Genomic DNA, 16,886 nt, shown 5'->3' on the forward strand with positions numbered 1-16,886 from the left:
AATTCTATTTTGAGAATAATAAAATATAAATGACATATAATCAGGTAAATAAAAATTCGCAAAAAATTGATAGGTTGTTAAAAATCATAAAAGAAAGCGAATTTAAGACAAATGCATTGTTCGCAAAAGCGATAAAAATGTCGCCTAGCTACCTTTCTGAGGTGCTTAACGGAAAAAAAGAACCCCCAAAATATTTAGGTTTAAAACTTGAGAAATTTTTAAACGTTAATATTGATTGGTGGGAAACGGGGGTTGGCGCAGTATATTTGACGCCAAAGGATAGTAGTGAATTCGATTTTGCGAACACCTCTTTTGCAGATAAAGACAAGCTAATATTGAACCTTGAAACTCAAGTTGCCGAACTCAGAGAAGATAAAAAAAGGTTGCTCAAAGAATTGGAAGAGTATAAGGCAAAAGTTTCTGGGTTAGAATTAGAACTTAACCAAACTAAAAGACGAGGCACAGCGTAGAGCTTGGATAGTCTATATAAGAGAGTATTAGTATTTATATTGACCAATTAATTGATATGAAAAGAATATTAGTCATGCTGATGATGGTTTGTATCACTCAATTTTTTTCTTCTTGCAAAAACAAAAGCAAGGAGCAATTAGCTATAGAAGCTTCGACCATATATCTTAAAAAGAATATGAATGATCCTTCAAGCTATGAATCTATTGAGTGGCATAGCTTTGAACCGACTTTCGGATCGTATGAATACTCTAGAGAAGGCTCTGAGTATCTAAAGAAAATCAAAAAATTTGAACGACAAGTGGACAGTATTGGTAAGCTTATCAAACAACAGTCAAATAATGATGTCTTGAAGATCAATTATAAATTAGGAGCTGAGTATGTTGAAAGAATGTATGATACCATTTTATCAAAGAGTGATACAATGAAACCGAATGTATTGGTTGGATATTCGATTAAACATAAGATGAGAGGAAAAAATTCTTACGGTGCATTGGTCTTAAATGATATGAAATTCTATTTAGATACCAATTTCGTTGTTTTGAATTCCGAAAACGCCAATTAAAAAAATATAATATTAACCATAATAAATGAATACTCCGCAATCAATAAATAATAGACTTCTGCGTCTTTACCCAGTACATTATATTAAAGAGAATTTTAATTCTGAACAAAGAATTCAATCTGAAATAGTAAATGATATAATTGCAAGATTTAATGATCAAGCAATATCTGAATTTGTTTTCAACCATGTTAATATAACAAAACAATCAATTTATGTTTATAATACAGCAAATGTTTATAGACATAGGAATAATGTTATTGCTGACGAATTGGGTTTGGAAATCACAAGCCAACAGTTGGTAGATGGTGTGTTAACTTTAGGTGGTTATCATTCTATTGTAGTAGAAATCAGAATTTTAGATGAAAATAGAAATTATCAGGAACTCAATCTCATAATCAAACAGCCTTACCAGGTGATCGTTAAGGGAAATTACATTGTTATTAAACTCACTAAAGTTGAAAGTAACCTGAGAGCATATTTAGGTAATACTGTTGAGGTTCTAAAATCGAAAAAACTTTCGGATGACAGTGATGCAATAAATAGTATTTTAACTTATTTTGATCAAAATCACCATGTTCGGCCAGGTAAGGCAGATTTAAATCGAGGTGTAAAACATTTATGGGAAAATGATATTATAGACAGTAGAGAAGTTGCTTATAGGAAAGATTCTTCACGAGCAACTGAAATAATGGATGAAAATAGTTTATACAAAGAGATATATCCAGAAGCATACATCGAAACAATGAGAAATCCTTTAGAGAACTGTACCTTTAGATATCTTGGTGAGGATGAGAATTTTCCGGAACATTTTATCTGTGATGCTACAAATGGGACTCTTTCGTTCAATATATATCCAAAGAATTTGAATCAGATAAACGCTGTAATCGATGAAATTATTAGAAATAATTGACAAGACCTCTATTGGAAAATGGGTTGAAAAGAAGCAATCCACGATTGAAAACACAGATCCTAAAAAGATATATGTGGAAAATATCCGTAGCTTTTTTGGTATGTCTACAAAGGTTGCAAGATTTTTTTGTGATTTGGCCGTCAGGGAAAAGAAGCTCACAAAACATATCGGTTACATTTGCCCTAACTCTAATTGTAAAAAAATAATGTTTTCAGAAGAATACGGAAACACTACTAAACACCTTGATGTTGAATGTCAAAATTGTGAGATCCGAGGAGAAGAAAATTTTCAATTTGATAAGGCTAATTTAGATTCTATAATTTTCTATAAACTTGTGGGCAATGATTAGAGAAAAAAAGGAACTTACTAAAGAAAAAGTTGAAGTATATGGTTTGATGGGCGATGTAATTGTGAAGTTTGGATTGGTAATCATATTAACAATACTTTTCTTGGGTGTTTTAGGTATAATAGTATATAGTGTCATTAAAGATAAATGCGGGCAAGTTTGGTGGTTGTCAATTGTTAATGCCACTTTAGGCTTTGGACTTAGAGCCATGTTCAAGCATTATTTCAAAACTAACTAGCACAAAAAACAGCACCAAAATCCCTCCTGGAAAACGCATGAAAAAGCATAAAAATGGGTCGAAACTAATAAAAACGGAGAGTTCCGTGAATTCGAATCCCTCCCTTTCCGCCAAATTGTACAAATGCCATGAATAATTGTTATTCATGGCATTTTTGTTTTACTACTATAATCCGCTTTTGAAAGGGAGCTAATGATTGGGACTTCATGCTGATGTAAGCTTTTGTCTACTATTTTGATATCTTATGGGCTCAATGGAGAATTTAATCATTGTTTCACAATAAAAACAATTTAATACGTTATCTTTATTAACAAAGTAAATTGTATTTATCATATAAAAAATTAGAATAGGAAAAAATGGGAAAATTTGTAGTGAAAACCAGAAAAGACGGTGAATTCCAGTTTAATTTAAAGTCCGGAAATGGTCAGGTCATTCTGAACAGTGAAGGTTATAAAACAAAGGCGAATTGTTTAAATGGAATTGAATCAGTTAAAAGAAATGCACAGGACAACAATAAATTCGAAAGGAAGACCTCAACAAACGGGAAACACTATTTCAACTTAAAAGCGACCAATGGTCAAGTTATCGGTACAAGTGAACTATATGAAAGTGCAAGTGGTATGGAAAATGGTATCGAATCTGTAAAATCAAATGCGCCAGATGCTACGATCGAAGATCTTGATTAGCCGTTAAAAATGAGGATTTACATGAAGAAGCCCGGTAGCAATGATCGGGCTTCTTCGTCTAAATCATAGGATTACTTTCTATCCTTAGCACGGATTGTTCTAGCTATGATCTTAAAATCCACCACAGAGAAGGTCGGTTTAAGGTAGCCCAATTCAACGAACCAAACGTGAATATGCTTTTAGTTAGCTCTTTTCTCCGGATTGTTTCACAAAAGGCTGTCTGTAATATCTTTTTCCTGTATGATCAAACAGCGCATTGGCCACGGCGCCAAAAGTCGGTGGAAACAGCGGTTCCCCCATACCCGTTGGATTGTCCTGGTTCTCCACAAAATGTACTTCGATTTTTGCGGGAGCCTCATGCATGCGGATCATCCGATAGGTATTAAAATTGCTTTTTAAGGGTACCCCATCCTTAAATAATTGCTCACCATACAGGGCATTCCCTATGCCGTCGATGAGTGCCCCTTCAGCCATATTGATAGCCGCATCTTTATTGATGACAATCCCACAGTCCATGACTGCTAGAGCCTGTGTGACATAAGGTTCATTGTTCTTCACGCCGATATCCACCAGTGCTGCAGCGTAGGTATTATGGCAAAAATAAGCCGCTGTCCCCCGCCCTGTTCTGGCTGGTCTTGCCAGGTTCGCAGCTTTGTCTTTTAATAGTTGGATGACGCCTGCATAACGGTCGGCATCATAGTCATTACGTTGTCCAACAGGTCGTTCCTTCGCACGTTTGAGCAGCTCTAATCTGAAATCCAAGGGATCCTTCTTCATTTCATAGGCCAGTTCATCCAAAAACGACTGTTCAGCACAGGCAATAAAGTTAGACCCCGGTGCACGAAAAGCCCCGACTGTGATTGCAGAGGGTATAGACCAAGTCTCTGCGAGGTAATTTTCTATCGCCCCGGCCGGAAATCGGTTTTCGTGCAACGGACTTTCAGGTATTCCGCCTGCTTTGATATGAAAACCAATTAGTTGGTTGTTTTCATCTAAAGCAGCTCTATAGGTGGCGCTATAACTAGGTCGGTAGATTCCATATGTCGTTTCATCCTCCCGCGTATACATCAGCTTGACAGGGGCTTGGATTTTTTGGGAAATAACTGCCGCTTCGACCACATGATGTCCATAAGCGCGCAGGCCAAAACCCCCACCCATGCGCGCCAGGTTAATTTTTATTTTCTCTTTCGGTAGTCCCAGTCGGGCAGACAGCGTTTTGGTGATAAACTCCGGTGCCTGTATGGGGGCATACAATTCCGCATGATCAGCCCTGACATCAGCAAAACAGCTTACCGGTTCCATCGTATTGTGCACAAGAAAAGGCGCTGTATAGGTACGTTCGATAATGCGGGCCGCAGTTTTAAAGGCCGACTCGGGATCGCCATCGCGCCGTTTCACTTGCGCTGGCTGTGTCGAGGCCTGTTCCATAGCTGCATAATGCCGGCCTGTACTTTCCAAAAAATCAGGTTTCCCATTTTGCGCATTGCCTGTTGGGCCGCTCAATTGCAGGATCAGTTTTTTCTTCGCTTGCATCACTTCCCACGTGCTATTGCCAACGATGACAGCGATCTGTCCGTAGCTAAACACATCGAAACCATTTTTCTTATAATCCCTTAATAGGGGCTCTATGGTAAATACATCCTTTATTCCTGGCATTTGGCGGACGGCTCTGTCGTCTATGCTGGTAATTTCTCTTCCAAAACTAGCCGGATGGACAATCATCGCAATGAGCATGCCCTCCTTTTTGTAATCGCTCGTAAATAAAGGCTTGCCGGTCACAATATTGTCGATTTCAACATTGCGTTTGGATGAGCCGATAATTTTGAAGTCGGCGACTGTTTTGAGCCGTACATTTTTTGGTACCGGAATTTGGGCGGCCGCAGATGCAACTTCACCATAGGATAGCTTAAGGTTACTCTGCTTATGATACAGGCTCCCGGTAGCTGTGCTGATTTCGTCCAGTGGAACAGACCAGCGTTGTGCGGCGGCAAGCATCAGCATCTGCCTCGCAGTGGCACCGGCTGTCCGTAATATGGGCCAGGCTCTTCGGATAGACTGGCTGCCGCCGGTAAATTGACGTTCGAAGTGTTCCGGAAAAAAATCAGCCTGTTCCACCTGCACACTGTCCCAGCTAACATCCAGTTCCTCGGCCAAAATCATGGGCAGCGAAGTTTTGACGTTTTGGCCAAATTCCGGATTGGGGTTAAAAAGTGTCACCCTTCCGTCAGGGTGGATCTTGATATAACTGTTCAACGTAGCGGGTGCGGTATGATCTTTTTCTGCGGCTACTGCATTCCCTACCGGCCAGTTAAACCGCAATATCAATCCACCGCCAGCCAACAAAGCGGCTTTTAGAAAAGACCTTCTATCTAGGGTTGTTTTATCTGCTTTCATCGTTCGTTTTTCAAAATTGGTTTATCCTATCCTTATTGCGCTGGCGCATAGGCCCCGTTAGTCAACCAGGTAATCCATGCCTCTTTAAATTCGGCATGGCTTATCGGCGGCAATGTTCTGCCCTCTCCGGGATTCCAGCCCCATTTGACCAGACCATCATCGGCATGGGCAATCAATGCCTTGAGGTCTTTGTTTCCATTTTGTTTTAGGTCTACCAATTGTTTTGCGAGTTCAGGGGCACTACGTCCCTGGAAAACCATTTTCATGTTGGCGGGCGGTAAATGCCAATCCGGACTTCCCGGAGGTGTTTTTAAACCTGCGGAATTTTCGGCCTGATGACAGTTCGTACATTTCATGGCCAGTATTCCCTTCCCGTCGGCACCGCGTTTGGGAAACATGGCATGAAGCCTGCTGTCGTCACCCTGCAACGGAATATCACCGCTGGGATGACAGTTCATGCAACGCGGACTCTGCAGTACCGCATATACTTTTTTAAAAGCATGGACAGATCGCGCACTATCTTTTTTCACTAAGACAGCTATTTCTTTATTTTCTGTATAGTGCGCATCATCCGAAAATGCGGAGACGATACCGATCAGAAATAACCCGATAACACTAAGTGTTACAGGAAGCCTAAACTTAGTTATCTCTTTTTTTTCTTTATCTATTTTCATAACGATTTTTAAGGTTAACCCTTTTGTTTCTGGAGTTCCGCAGCCTGGTGAATTGCCTTACGGATGCGGGAGTAGGTGCCGCAACGACAGATATTTCCGGCCATGGCATCGTCAATATCCTGATCTGTGGGGGTCGGACGCTCACGTAGCAGTACGGCTGCTGACATAATCTGTCCGGCATGGCAATAACCACATTGTGGAACATCGACATCTTTCCATGCAAGCTGCAAAGGATGATCGCCATTTTCCGAAAGGCCTTCAATGGTGGTGACTTCTTTGCCGATCGCACGTTTCATCTTCGTCACACAGGCACGTACAGCCTCCCCGTCGAGATGGACGACGCAGGCCCCACATTGGGCAACTCCGCAACCATATTTTGCACCCGTTAATCCCACATAATCTCTCAGGAACCACAATAAAGGCATTTCCTTATCTACGTCTACCGTATATTCCTTTTTATTGATTCGTATGCTATTCATAATTTGTTTATTCTTAGTTACTCCGTACAGGATCCTTCAATAAAAATAAGCATTTGAGCCATAGCTTGGATAAAATATTATACAAATAGGTAATATTGCCCATATAGGCTGTAAGTAGATCAGCGTCAAAGGGCAACACATGCTACTGCAGCAATACGGCATTTTCACGATTAAACTAAATTCCGTAACTTCAATACAATTGATATACTTAGCAGCGACAGCAATGATTTTCAATGACACGATATACCCCAGATTAAATGGCCTTGTGCTCATCGGTGGCAGAAGCCTACGGATGGGAAAGCCCAAAGAGACGATCCAATGGCATGGTAAACAACAATGTTACCACCTGGTTGATCTGTTGCGGGCTTATTGCGAAAAGGTTTATATCTCCTGTCGCCCGGAGCAGCTGTCCGAAATGATGGATGAAGCAGCTGTATACAGCTATGAGCTACTGCCCGATAACTATCCGGATATTGGCCCTATGGGTGGTATACTGACCGCATTTGACGCGCATCCCGAGCAGGCCTGGCTTGTCATTGCCTGTGATTTACCCTTGGTGGATCGTGCCGCGATTGGGTATCTGGTTCAACAGCGGGATCCATTACAAATAGCTACGGCCTTTACAGGGCCCCGACTCCAGTTTCCCGAGCCATTGTTTGCCATTTGGGAGCCCGCCTCCTATCCCCTCCTTCAGCAGATGGTTGGCGCGCATAAACTATCGCCACGTCAGCTATTGATACAGCAGCAGGTCACAGGGATCGATGCGCCTGACGGAAAAGTACTTACCAACGTCAATACCCCCGCCGAAGCCAGCAGGGTAAAAGCGATGATTGCTGCCAAAATTCAGGGCCGCTGAAGGGCGCCACGGTAAAGCATTTCATCCACTTTCTTATACACCTCCGGATCATGTTTTTTGATCTTGATCTTTACATATTTGGACGCAGGCATATTGCTTTCCCTGACCACATTATTGACCGGTACAAGGACATTTGTTTCGGGGAAGTAAGTGACTGTATTCTTCTCCGGAATGGCGTAGGACACGATCAGGAATAAAGGTGCTACGCGCTCTATTCCATCATCATAGTTATAAAGGTCCACTTTGTCTCCGGCTTTAAAACCCGCCTTGGCTATATCTTGCGGATTCATAAAAATCACGCGACGCTCATTTTTGATTCCCCGATAGCGGTCGTCCAACCCATAGATGGTCGTGTTGAATTGATCATGGGTACGAGTTGTCGCCATCATATATTCATCATCTGCGAGCTGGTTATGTGGTAGCTCAGTTTGTGTAAAAGGTGCTAAACCACCCAGTTGCCGAACAAAAGACTGGGAATCACGGGCTTCATTGGGTAGATAGAAGCCTTCCTTCTGCCGTACCCTGACATTATAGTTTTCAAAACCCGGAATACAGTGCTCGATCGCATCACGTACCGCGTCATAGCTATCGTGATAACGCTGCCAATCGATAACGGAGCGGTTGCCTAGGGTTGCCATCGCCATCCGGCATACAATCTGCGTTTCATTGATAAGGTTTTTGGATACCGCGTCCAGCACACCTTTGGAAGCCTGTACCACGCCCATGGAATTTTCTGTGCTGACGATCTGGACCTTCCCATTGACAATATCTTTGTCGCTACGGCCATAGGTGGGCAAAATAAGGGCTGCTTTGCCGTGGATCAGGTGCCCGCGGTTTAACTTCGTGGATACGCAGACCAATAGATCGAGCTTTCGCAATGCATTTGCCGTAAATGTGGTATCAGGTGTCGCTGACAGAAAATTGCCGCCCATACAGAAGAGAAATTTAATCTTTTCGGCGTGCATGGCCTTGATAGCGCGTACCACATCGTAGCCGTGTTCGCGGGGCGGTTCGAATCCGAAATACTGTCGCAGCCTATCCAGCTGTTCATCCGTGGGTTTCTCGTCAATGAGCATGGTACGGTTGCCTTGCACATTACTGTGCCCACGTACTGGGCATACGCCACCACCTTTGATCCCGATGCTTCCTTTCAGCAGCAGGATGTTCAGGATCTCGCGGATCATATCCACCCCATTGGGCTGTTGCGTCAGTCCCATTCCCCAGCAGAAAATAATCTTATTTTTGAAAGCCAGCAGTTCCGCTGCCTGTTGGATGTCGGCTACAGCCACACCGCTCAGTTGGCCCAGCTGTTCAAGTGTATATTTGGATTCATCAAATTGCTGCCTAAAGGCTTCAAAACCCGTAGTCTTATTCTTGATAAAGTCGGTATGGAGTACTTTTCCGGGATTTTTATGCTCCAGATCCAGCAAGATCATTTCCAGTGCTTTTAGGAGCGCCATATCCCCATTGATCTTTACCGGCAAGTAGAGATCGGCCAGACTTACGCCCTTGCCGATAATGCCATTGATCTGTTGCGGGTTGTGGAAACCCATCAGGCCAGCTTCCGGTAAGGGGTTGATGGCAATAATTTTAGCGCCATTTTTTTTGGCCTTTTCCAGCGCGCTCATCATGCGGAGGGCATTCGTCCCCGGATTATGTCCGATGATCACAATCAGTTCGCTTTCATAAAAGTCTGCGAGTTTGACAGTGCCCTTTCCTATGCCGATCGTTGGGCGCAGTGCCGAACCCGAAGTCTCGTGGCACATGTTGGAACAGTCGGGCATATTATTGGTGCCAAATTCTTTGGCAAATAGCTGATAGACAAAAGAAGCTTCGTTGCTGGTACGGCCAGAGGTATAAAAAGCCGCTTCATGCGGTGAGGCCAAGGAATTAAGTTGGGTGGCAATTTTCTGAAAGGCCCCCTCCCAGCTGATCGGTTCGTAATGCGTTGCCCCCGGGGCTAGGTACATCGGGTCCGTCAGGCGTCCCATTTTTCCAATCTCATAGTCGTTGAGCTGTGCCAGCTCATAGACGGAATTATTTTTGAAAAATTCTGGCGTCACCCGTTTTGTGGTTGCCTCTTCGGCCAGGGCCTTTGCGCCATTTTCACAATATTCACCTATGGGCGAGCGTTCATCGTCCGGATCGGGCCAGGCACAGCTCGGACAGTCAAATCCGCCCATCTGATTCATTTTGAATAAGGCTTTGGTGCCCCTAAAAAGCGTCTTTTCTTCAATAAGATCTGCAAAGGCAGCCAAAACTGCCGGAATACCCGCCGCCGATTTTTCCACGGGGGTCAGCTTAAGGTCAAGAAGCTTATAAGGGTTTTCTGCCTGTGGCTCGGCCTGAATATCATGCTCCAGTTCTTGCTTTCTGTTGTTTTCTTCCATGACGATAGGTATTGGGATACTTATTTTTTTAAAGTCAGCATGCGAGATTGGGGTTCGGATAATTGTCACTTTGATCTTCCGTCGTATTGTCAATACAGGCAAAATCTTTTTCCACGAGCAATTTTACTTTTCCCGATTGCCCCTCGAAGCCTATCCGTTCCGTTTGGACCAATTCCCTGATCATCTCAGCTGATAAACCGACCGTGATTTTATGGCCCACAAAAGAGGCTACAAGTGATTCGGTAGCTGACTGGACAATGTTGTAAACAAGATCCTGCTGGATAAATTCGGTCCGCCCGGATACTTCCCCCTGGGTACCTAACTGATCAATTTCAGACCTGGTCAACCGAAGCCTGACTGTATTATCCTTGATTCTTATTTTCATCTTTCTAGCTATTTATCAATTTGCTGCCTGATTTTATCTTTTAATTTTTTGTCGACCGACATGGGCTTTTCAGATCATACTGAACCTATGGTATTAACCCGCCAATCGTCATATTGTTTCCCTGATGATAGATATTGAATCTGTGATCCCGCAAAAAGCCCAATAAGCTTATGTCAAATTCCTTGGCCAATTCGATTGCCAGGCTGGAGGGGGCACCGATTGCCGCGATGCAGGATATACCGGCCATGGCCGCTTTTTGTACAAGTTCAAAACTGGCACGGCCACTCAATAGCAATATCGTTTTCTGCAAGGGCAATAAACTGTTCATCAGCGCATGTCCCACGAGCTTATCGAGTGCATTATGGCGACCTACATCTTCCCGCAGGGCGATAAGTTGCCCATTCCTGTCAAATAGCCCTGCGGCATGTATGCCGCCGGTCGCGGAAAAGTTTCCCTGTGCAGCGCGGAGCTGGTCTGATAATGTGTAGAGCACTTCGTAGTCCAGCGTGAAAGCTTCAGGAATAAGCTCCTTAAAAATACTGACTGTTTTGATTGCCCCAATTGATCCTTTTCCACATACGCCACAACTGGAGCTGCTGTAGAAATTCCGGTCCAGGCTGTTTGTTTCGGGGGCAAATCCCTCACAAAGTTCTACCACAATAATATTATGGCTATTTCGGGCACACAATGCATCGACATGATCCACCGACCTGATTTGACCCGCTTCCGAAATAAGCCCCTCGGTAAAGAGAAATCCAGTGGCGAGTTCGGCATCATGCCCTGGGGTACGCATCGTGACGGAAATATTCTTATGCGCTGTTATTCCTGCCACTGTCGTTTGTATCCGGATCTCCAGGGGCTCCTCTATCGAGATACTATCTGATATTCGTTCCTGCGACCTACCGCTTACTTTGACGAGGTCAATTTGTTTTATTGTGGTACGCTGTAATGCGGTAGATTTCATTGTGCAGATTTTTTATACGTCCTAACTGTTAAAGCTCCTTATTCCCAATGTGTCATGTCGTACGGATAATAAGCATTGTCCTTAAAGGTATCGTTGTCCAGGCCCATTCTTTTGGCAACAGCAGCCACTTCCCATGCCCAATAACCACTGTAGCCCCATTCTCTCAAATGGGAATTGTACCAGGCTTCCTCCTTGTGCATCTCATACCAGTTTTTCAGGTATTGCTTGATGGCTACCTCTGCTTCTTTGTCAGGAAGGTTGATGATGTCCTGTAATATCACAAATGGGCGATAATCATTCGTACTTTTGCCCTCGCTCTCAAGACCCACGATAAAGTATATCAAGCGATGCGGTTTAAAAACCGGTTCGGTATCGCTGTTCTCCCAAATGTTTATGAAAGTTTGTATTCCCGGATAATGATCCTGAAGTTTGTTCAGCAGAAATAGCAAAGAACAGCACTTAAGAAATAGGTAGTTATTTTTGAACTCCTTTGGATCTGCCTGAAGGAGAAAGCTCATCGCTTCGTCCAGCATAGGAAGTATTGCTTCTAGTTCCCCGCCTTTGGAATAAATAAGCTGGATTTTTTGAAGCCTGATACTACAGGCTTCAATGTAATGGTGATTTTCCAGACAGCCATTTTTTTCTTTATAGGACTGAAAGTCTTCATCGTCATCTTGTATCCACAAATCAATTCTTTCAAGTTCGCTCTCGAAGTATTTTAAATTTTTATGTTGCGCCCTTACTGGTTGCGATGAACTGTTAGGTTCTGCGCTTCCAAAAATTTTGCTGAAAAAGCCCATGTTTACTTAAGTTTCATATATTTATTCTCAACACCTTCATAACTAATCGTTAATGTGTCATTCTTTATGCTAAAAATACCTTCAGTTTTCTCTTTTGTAGCAGTCTCCACCGTGATTAGCTTATCCTGCTCGGTTTCGTAGGTCGATGTAATTATAAGTTGCGTTTCACCTTGCCCCAACTGCTGAATGAGTTTTCCATCCTTTGTGAATTCCAGCGAGATCTTCTCCATGGAACCGCCTGTTTCCGAATCTTTCACTGCTCCGTTCCACTTACCGATAAGTCTTGGATCTTCCTGTTTTTGTGAATTGCAGCTCATTACTAAAAGACAACTCACAACAAATAATATTTGCTTCATTTAAATTTTATTGAACTTTCAAATTTATATCGCTTCAGTACGCCTAAATTAGTGTCATTATTTCATTTAATAAAGAAATATCCGCTTTATTCATTTTAAAGACATAAAATATAACACCTCAAAACCTGAATAATTGTCTGATAAAACAATTTTCATGACACTTATACCGTCAGATCAATAGGCAGGGTATAGATCCGTTTTCCCGTTGCTGCATAAATGGCATTGCAGAGCGCCGGTGTAAATGGCGGTACCGGTGGCTCGCCCACCCCCGTCGGTTTGGCATCACTGTCCACAATATGCACATGGATCTGTTTGGGAGAATCGGGCATCCGGATAATCTGATAACCATCAAAATTGCCCTGTTCCACCTGACCATCTTTTACGGTAATGGTACTTTTGAGTGCCAGGCTTGCTGAAAATTGCGCGCCGCCTTCAAATTGCGATTTGATTCGGTCTACATTGACAGCCAAGCCACAGTCGACCGCATAATATACATTCGGAATGCTGATTTTCTTGTTCTGATCCACACGTACCTCTACCACACAGGCCACATAGGTCAGGAAGCTCTTATGTGCTGCAAAACCCAGTGCGCTGCCTGCAGGCATTACTTTTCCCCAGCCCGACTCCTTGGCTACCCGTTCGATCACCTTTTTCATGCGGCCTGTATCCCATGGATAGTCGCTGATCTTCTCACCATAGTTGGGATAGCTGGTTTTGATCAGTTCTTGGTCAAAGGTAATATGACGGTCTTCTCCAAGCAGTTCCAAGGCATTGGCAATGGGATCGATACCTCTGGCTTCAGCAATTTCATCCAGCATGGTGGCCGCAGCAAATACCTGTGGGATATTGCGTACCGATCTCAGCCAGCCGATACGCAGATGTGCTTTGGCATCATGTGTTGCAATATTGATGGCCGGTACATTGTAGGGGAAATCCGAAGCCCCCAGCATAAGCTCGCCATCGCTGGGTTGTACCACAGCCTGGTCTTCGGTTGCCGAGATCGACGGATTGGCAATATGATGCGCCCAGCCGCTTAGTTTATTTTGGCTGTCGATGGTTGCCACAATACGTTGTACGCTCAGTGCATGATAATAATCATGGCGGATATCATCCTCCCGGGTCCACTGTACCTTGATCGGCAGCCCAGACTCTTTGGCCAGTACCGCCGCTTCGAGGATAAAATCTGGTTTGGACTTCCGTCCGAATCCACCGCCCAGCAGTGTGACATTCATTTTTACCTTTTCCACCGCAATTCCCAGTTCCTTGGCTACTGCATCACGGGCGCCCTGAGGGTTTTGCGTACATGCCCATATTTCACAGTTCCCGTTTTTCACCATAGCGAGGGCGCAGGGTGGTTCTATGGTAGCGTGCGCCAGGTAGGGCGCGATATAAGTATGTTCAATGACCTTTTTTGCATTGGCTTTGGCCGCTTTGAAATCGCCGCGTTTACGGCGTAGCGTGCCTTCCTGCGCCACCACCTGCTTGAGTTCCTCGATCTGCTTGGCCGAGTCATAGCCTGCATTGGGCCCGAATTCCCATTCCACCTCCAGCAGATCGCGGGCCTTGATCGCTGCCCAGGTATTTTCGGCAATCACCGCTACCCCACTGAGTGGCCGGGATAAGGTTGCCGGTAAGCCTGCACCTTTGATCGTAAGTACTTTGATCACACCGGGTACTGCTAACGCTTTACTGTCGTTGACGGATTTTACGGTACCTCCAACCACCGGGCAGCGCTTGATGACAGCGATTTTCATCCCCTCGGCAACCGCATCGATCCCGAAAACCGCTTTACCTGTGACAATATTATGTAGGTCAATAATTGGCGTCTCCTTGCCGATCATCTTAAAATGCTTTTTGTCTTTAAGTTTGACTTCATTCGCCTTTGGAATAGGCAGGGATAAGGCTGTTTGCACCAGATCGCCGAAATCTTTCTTCTTGCCCGACCCACGTTGAATGACTTGGCCATTTTGGGTGTCCAGCTCGGTGATGCCTACCTGCCATTCTTTAGCCGCAGCTCGTAACAGTAACAAACGTGCGATGGCGCCCGCCTCACGCATGGGTTTATAAAACATGCGCACCGAGAATGAACCATCCGTATTTTGGTTGCCATATTTCTTTTCATCCCCTTCGGCCTGTACGATTTCGACCTTACTCCAGTCGGCACCCAGTTCGTCTGCGACGATCAGCGGCAGTGAAGTGCGGATACCCTGTCCCATTTCCGAACGGTGGGCAACAATGGTTACTTTGCCGTCCGAAGCAATGCTCAGGTAGACATTAGGGGCCACTGTGGTCACTTTTTTACCTTTATCGTCACAGCTGAAAAAGCTGACACCGAGTACCAGTCCGCCCGTAAGCAGCCCACTGGCTTTTAAAAAGTCTCTCCGGGAAACACTAAAAACCTCCGAATCTACCTTTTGGGATTTTCTTTCTTGAAAAGGAGCTAATATTTTCATGCGATCTCTACTTTTTTGGTGAAGGGTTAACCAGTCGTGACCGTTGTACCGGCCGCTTCCAGGATGGCTGCTTTAATTCTGTTATAGGTGCCACAGCGGCATAGATTGCCCTGCATGGCCTGCTCAATATCCTGTTCCGAAGGTTTGGCATTTTTTTTCAATAACGCAGCAGCATTCATAATCTGTCCCGTTTGACAGTAGCCACACTGGGGGACCACATGTTTCTCCCAAGCCTCCTGTACCGGATGGTCGCCCGCTTCCGAGAGTCCTTCGATCGTAGTCACTTTGCCGTCCCCGATGGCGGAAATGGGAAAAGAGCAGGATCGGATTGCGGTATCATTAAGGTGAACGGTACAGGCTCCGCATAGGGCTTTGCCACAGCCAAATTTAGTCCCCTTCAGACCAATGATATCACGGAGTACCCAAAGCAAGGGCATATCCTCCAGCACATCAACATTGTGCTTTTTGCCGTTTACCAGAATTGAATATTTTGCCATAATCTTATTTTTTCTTGACTTTACAAGTTTTATTTAATCGGTTGAATGATTTTGCTTTCCGCTGTTCCGTACGATAAGTTTTTAGTTAAGTATTCGCTTTCAGCGTATTCAGTCCTGCAAAATCGTATTTAAATTAATCAATTATTTATACATTTTACGGATGTTTTTACCAATATTACAGTTTTCCTGTTTTTTACCGTGTAAATCGTTAAATTTGATCAACGGAATTGTAATAAATAGCTGTTCCATTTAATCAATATATCCGCGTTCAACCCGGCTTGCCCGTAATTGCATGAAAGAGATCAAAGACATTGTATTAGCTGCGCGTGAAGCCGTTTCCGAAAATAACGCGATGGTATTGGCCACGGTAGTCAAGGTGGAGGGCTCTTCCTACCGTAGACCGGGGGCACGTATGCTGGTCACGGAAGATGGCCGGATGACTGGCGCGATCAGCGGCGGCTGTTTGGAAGGTGACGCACTCAAAAAAGCATTACTGGCCATCCATCAGCGTAAAAATCGGCTTGTCACTTATGATACCAATACTGCCGAAGGCTCGGCGATCGGGTTGCAGCTTGGATGCAATGGTATTGTGCACATTCTTTTCGAATATATAGACCTGCAGCGGGCAGATCATCCGATCGTACTGCTGGAAAGCTTATTGCAACAGCGGCATGAAGCCCTTTTGGCGACCAGCTTTTGCAGCGACAGACAAGGAGAACATGAAGGGACCAAGTTGCTTGTTAAAGATTTAACGGCCGGGATTCAGTCTGGAGACGCACCAATGCCAGAGCTGACGGAATATATCAATTTAGCCCGAACAAACCGACAGTCCGTGTTGGCTTCGCTAACTAGGCCGGGAGAAAATAAGGAAGTGTTGATTGAATACCTCGCGCCCACAGTCCATTTGGTCCTGGCCGGTGCCGGGAATGATGCCCAGCCAGTCGTGGAAACCGCTAGTTTATTGGGTTGGGAAATCACGGTGCTCGATGGGCGGGTCGGTCATGCGACGGCAGGACGCTTCCCCAAAGCCCATCGTTTGATTACAGGCCCCGCTGAGGAGGTTCTGCAGCACATCGCTATAGATCCCTGGACCGTTTTTGTGCTGATGACGCATAATTATCGTTATGACCTCAGCCTAATGAAAGAGCTGGTTCACAGCCCAACCCCTTACATCGGCTCATTGGGACCGAAAACCAAATTGTTACGCATGTTTGCGGATCTACAGCAGGATGGCATTGAACTTAGCCAGAAGCAGCAACATAATATTCACGGCCCTGTAGGTCTTGATATCGGCGCCGAAACATCGGATGAAATTGCGCTGGCCATTATCGCGGAGATCAAAGCCGTTTTAAGTGGCCGACCGGGTGGCTCCCTCAAATTTCTCAGGACCAAAATACATGCCGAAAATCCCCTAATACATTAACT

18 protein-coding genes are annotated in these 16,886 nt (G+C 44.4%); 8 read left to right on the plus strand and 10 right to left on the minus strand.

The annotated features are described in order from the left end of the window. Positions 1-29: 29 nt before the first annotated feature. From BWD42_RS04260 to BWD42_RS04285, 6 genes are all read left to right on the plus strand, one after another. Positions 30-470, plus strand: a complete 441-nt coding sequence (locus tag BWD42_RS04260; protein WP_077433451.1) for a helix-turn-helix domain-containing protein — start codon at positions 30-32, stop codon at positions 468-470. Positions 471-526: 56 nt separating this feature from the next. Then, positions 527-1,033: a hypothetical protein gene (locus tag BWD42_RS04265; protein ID WP_077433453.1), complete on the plus strand. Its 507-nt coding sequence runs from the start codon at positions 527-529 to the stop codon at positions 1,031-1,033. A 25-nt stretch (positions 1,034-1,058) separates the two neighbouring features. Further along, on the plus strand, positions 1,059-1,943 hold the full coding sequence (locus BWD42_RS04270) for a hypothetical protein (protein ID WP_077433455.1): 885 nt from the start codon (positions 1,059-1,061) through the stop codon (positions 1,941-1,943). Then, a complete protein-coding gene (locus tag BWD42_RS04275) occupies positions 1,921-2,292 on the plus strand; it encodes a hypothetical protein (RefSeq protein WP_077433457.1) in 372 nt (123 codons plus the stop codon). Before BWD42_RS04270 ends, BWD42_RS04275 begins: the two co-directional genes overlap by 23 nt. Then, the gene (locus BWD42_RS04280) at positions 2,285-2,527 is read left to right on the plus strand and encodes a hypothetical protein (RefSeq protein ID WP_077433459.1); all 243 of its coding nucleotides are present in this window, start codon (positions 2,285-2,287) and stop codon (positions 2,525-2,527) included. Before BWD42_RS04275 ends, BWD42_RS04280 begins: the two co-directional genes overlap by 8 nt. Positions 2,528-2,883: 356 nt before the next feature. Continuing rightward, positions 2,884-3,213: a YegP family protein gene (locus BWD42_RS04285; RefSeq protein ID WP_077433461.1), complete on the plus strand. Its 330-nt coding sequence runs from the start codon at positions 2,884-2,886 to the stop codon at positions 3,211-3,213. 183 nt (positions 3,214-3,396) lie between these two features. Here BWD42_RS04285 and BWD42_RS04290 read toward each other — a convergent pair whose 3' ends face one another. The 3 genes from BWD42_RS04290 to BWD42_RS04300 are packed head-to-tail and all read right to left on the minus strand — an operon-like array spanning position 3,397 to position 6,760. Beyond that, the gene (locus BWD42_RS04290) at positions 3,397-5,607 is read right to left on the minus strand and encodes a xanthine dehydrogenase family protein molybdopterin-binding subunit (protein ID WP_077433463.1); all 2,211 of its coding nucleotides are present in this window, start codon (positions 5,605-5,607) and stop codon (positions 3,397-3,399) included. A gap of 32 nt (positions 5,608-5,639) precedes the next feature. Then, on the minus strand, positions 5,640-6,281 hold the full coding sequence (locus tag BWD42_RS04295; protein WP_077433465.1) for a hypothetical protein: 642 nt from the start codon (positions 6,279-6,281) through the stop codon (positions 5,640-5,642). 14 nt (positions 6,282-6,295) lie between these two features. Next, positions 6,296-6,760, minus strand: a complete 465-nt coding sequence (locus BWD42_RS04300) for a (2Fe-2S)-binding protein (protein ID WP_077433467.1) — start codon at positions 6,758-6,760, stop codon at positions 6,296-6,298. A 139-nt stretch (positions 6,761-6,899) separates the two neighbouring features. Here BWD42_RS04300 and BWD42_RS04305 point away from each other — a divergent pair, with 139 nt between their 5' ends. Continuing rightward, positions 6,900-7,616: an NTP transferase domain-containing protein gene (locus BWD42_RS04305; protein WP_077433469.1), complete on the plus strand. Its 717-nt coding sequence runs from the start codon at positions 6,900-6,902 to the stop codon at positions 7,614-7,616. Here BWD42_RS04305 and BWD42_RS04310 read toward each other — a convergent pair. From BWD42_RS04310 to BWD42_RS04340, 7 genes are all read right to left on the minus strand, one after another. Continuing rightward, positions 7,604-10,006, minus strand: coding sequence for an FdhF/YdeP family oxidoreductase (locus tag BWD42_RS04310; protein WP_077433471.1), 2,403 nt, complete (start codon positions 10,004-10,006; stop codon positions 7,604-7,606). The genes BWD42_RS04305 and BWD42_RS04310 overlap by 13 nt on opposite strands. Positions 10,007-10,040: 34 nt before the next feature. Continuing rightward, positions 10,041-10,391 (minus strand): DUF7009 family protein, encoded by a 351-nt coding sequence (locus BWD42_RS04315; RefSeq protein WP_077433473.1) that lies wholly within the window; start codon positions 10,389-10,391, stop codon positions 10,041-10,043. A gap of 85 nt (positions 10,392-10,476) precedes the next feature. Then, positions 10,477-11,355: a formate dehydrogenase accessory sulfurtransferase FdhD gene (fdhD, locus tag BWD42_RS04320; protein WP_077433475.1), complete on the minus strand. Its 879-nt coding sequence runs from the start codon at positions 11,353-11,355 to the stop codon at positions 10,477-10,479. Between the two features lie 38 nt (positions 11,356-11,393). Further along, the gene (locus tag BWD42_RS04325; protein ID WP_175991948.1) at positions 11,394-12,041 is read right to left on the minus strand and encodes a PoNe immunity protein domain-containing protein; all 648 of its coding nucleotides are present in this window, start codon (positions 12,039-12,041) and stop codon (positions 11,394-11,396) included. 116 nt (positions 12,042-12,157) lie between these two features. After that, a complete protein-coding gene (locus BWD42_RS04330) occupies positions 12,158-12,511 on the minus strand; it encodes a hypothetical protein (protein WP_139351015.1) in 354 nt (117 codons plus the stop codon). Between the two features lie 161 nt (positions 12,512-12,672). Next, complete coding sequence (locus BWD42_RS04335) at positions 12,673-14,964, minus strand: xanthine dehydrogenase family protein molybdopterin-binding subunit (protein ID WP_077433481.1); 2,292 nt, start codon at positions 14,962-14,964, stop codon at positions 12,673-12,675. A gap of 26 nt (positions 14,965-14,990) precedes the next feature. Further along, positions 14,991-15,461 (minus strand): (2Fe-2S)-binding protein, encoded by a 471-nt coding sequence (locus BWD42_RS04340; protein WP_077433483.1) that lies wholly within the window; start codon positions 15,459-15,461, stop codon positions 14,991-14,993. Between the two features lie 292 nt (positions 15,462-15,753). Here BWD42_RS04340 and BWD42_RS04345 point away from each other — a divergent pair, with 292 nt between their 5' ends. After that, the gene (locus tag BWD42_RS04345; RefSeq protein ID WP_077433485.1) at positions 15,754-16,884 is read left to right on the plus strand and encodes an XdhC family protein; all 1,131 of its coding nucleotides are present in this window, start codon (positions 15,754-15,756) and stop codon (positions 16,882-16,884) included. Positions 16,885-16,886: the final 2 nt, after the last annotated feature.

This window comes from Sphingobacterium sp. CZ-UAM (assembly GCF_002000245.1).
GTDB lineage: Bacteria > Bacteroidota > Bacteroidia > Sphingobacteriales > Sphingobacteriaceae > Sphingobacterium.

What these genes read in the sequence shown, in the direction of transcription:
- BWD42_RS04260 (WP_077433451.1), top strand. Translation starts at nt 30, where the DNA reads ATGACATATAATCAGGTAAATAAAAATTCGCAAAAAATTGATAGGTTG.
- BWD42_RS04265 (WP_077433453.1), top strand. Translation starts at nt 527, where the DNA reads ATGAAAAGAATATTAGTCATGCTGATGATGGTTTGTATCACTCAATTT.
- BWD42_RS04270 (WP_077433455.1), top strand. Translation starts at nt 1,059, where the DNA reads ATGAATACTCCGCAATCAATAAATAATAGACTTCTGCGTCTTTACCCA.
- BWD42_RS04275 (WP_077433457.1), top strand. Translation starts at nt 1,921, where the DNA reads ATGAAATTATTAGAAATAATTGACAAGACCTCTATTGGAAAATGGGTT.
- BWD42_RS04280 (WP_077433459.1), top strand. Translation starts at nt 2,285, where the DNA reads ATGATTAGAGAAAAAAAGGAACTTACTAAAGAAAAAGTTGAAGTATAT.
- BWD42_RS04285 (WP_077433461.1), top strand. Translation starts at nt 2,884, where the DNA reads ATGGGAAAATTTGTAGTGAAAACCAGAAAAGACGGTGAATTCCAGTTT.
- BWD42_RS04290 (WP_077433463.1), bottom strand. Translation starts at nt 5,607, where the DNA reads ATGAAAGCAGATAAAACAACCCTAGATAGAAGGTCTTTTCTAAAAGCC.
- BWD42_RS04295 (WP_077433465.1), bottom strand. Translation starts at nt 6,281, where the DNA reads ATGAAAATAGATAAAGAAAAAAAAGAGATAACTAAGTTTAGGCTTCCT.
- BWD42_RS04300 (WP_077433467.1), bottom strand. Translation starts at nt 6,760, where the DNA reads ATGAATAGCATACGAATCAATAAAAAGGAATATACGGTAGACGTAGAT.
- BWD42_RS04305 (WP_077433469.1), top strand. Translation starts at nt 6,900, where the DNA reads ATGCTACTGCAGCAATACGGCATTTTCACGATTAAACTAAATTCCGTA.
- BWD42_RS04310 (WP_077433471.1), bottom strand. Translation starts at nt 10,006, where the DNA reads ATGGAAGAAAACAACAGAAAGCAAGAACTGGAGCATGATATTCAGGCC.
- BWD42_RS04315 (WP_077433473.1), bottom strand. Translation starts at nt 10,391, where the DNA reads ATGAAAATAAGAATCAAGGATAATACAGTCAGGCTTCGGTTGACCAGG.
- fdhD (WP_077433475.1), bottom strand. Translation starts at nt 11,355, where the DNA reads ATGAAATCTACCGCATTACAGCGTACCACAATAAAACAAATTGACCTC.
- BWD42_RS04330 (WP_139351015.1), bottom strand. Translation starts at nt 12,511, where the DNA reads ATGAAGCAAATATTATTTGTTGTGAGTTGTCTTTTAGTAATGAGCTGC.
- BWD42_RS04335 (WP_077433481.1), bottom strand. Translation starts at nt 14,964, where the DNA reads ATGAAAATATTAGCTCCTTTTCAAGAAAGAAAATCCCAAAAGGTAGAT.
- BWD42_RS04340 (WP_077433483.1), bottom strand. Translation starts at nt 15,461, where the DNA reads ATGGCAAAATATTCAATTCTGGTAAACGGCAAAAAGCACAATGTTGAT.
- BWD42_RS04345 (WP_077433485.1), top strand. Translation starts at nt 15,754, where the DNA reads ATGAAAGAGATCAAAGACATTGTATTAGCTGCGCGTGAAGCCGTTTCC.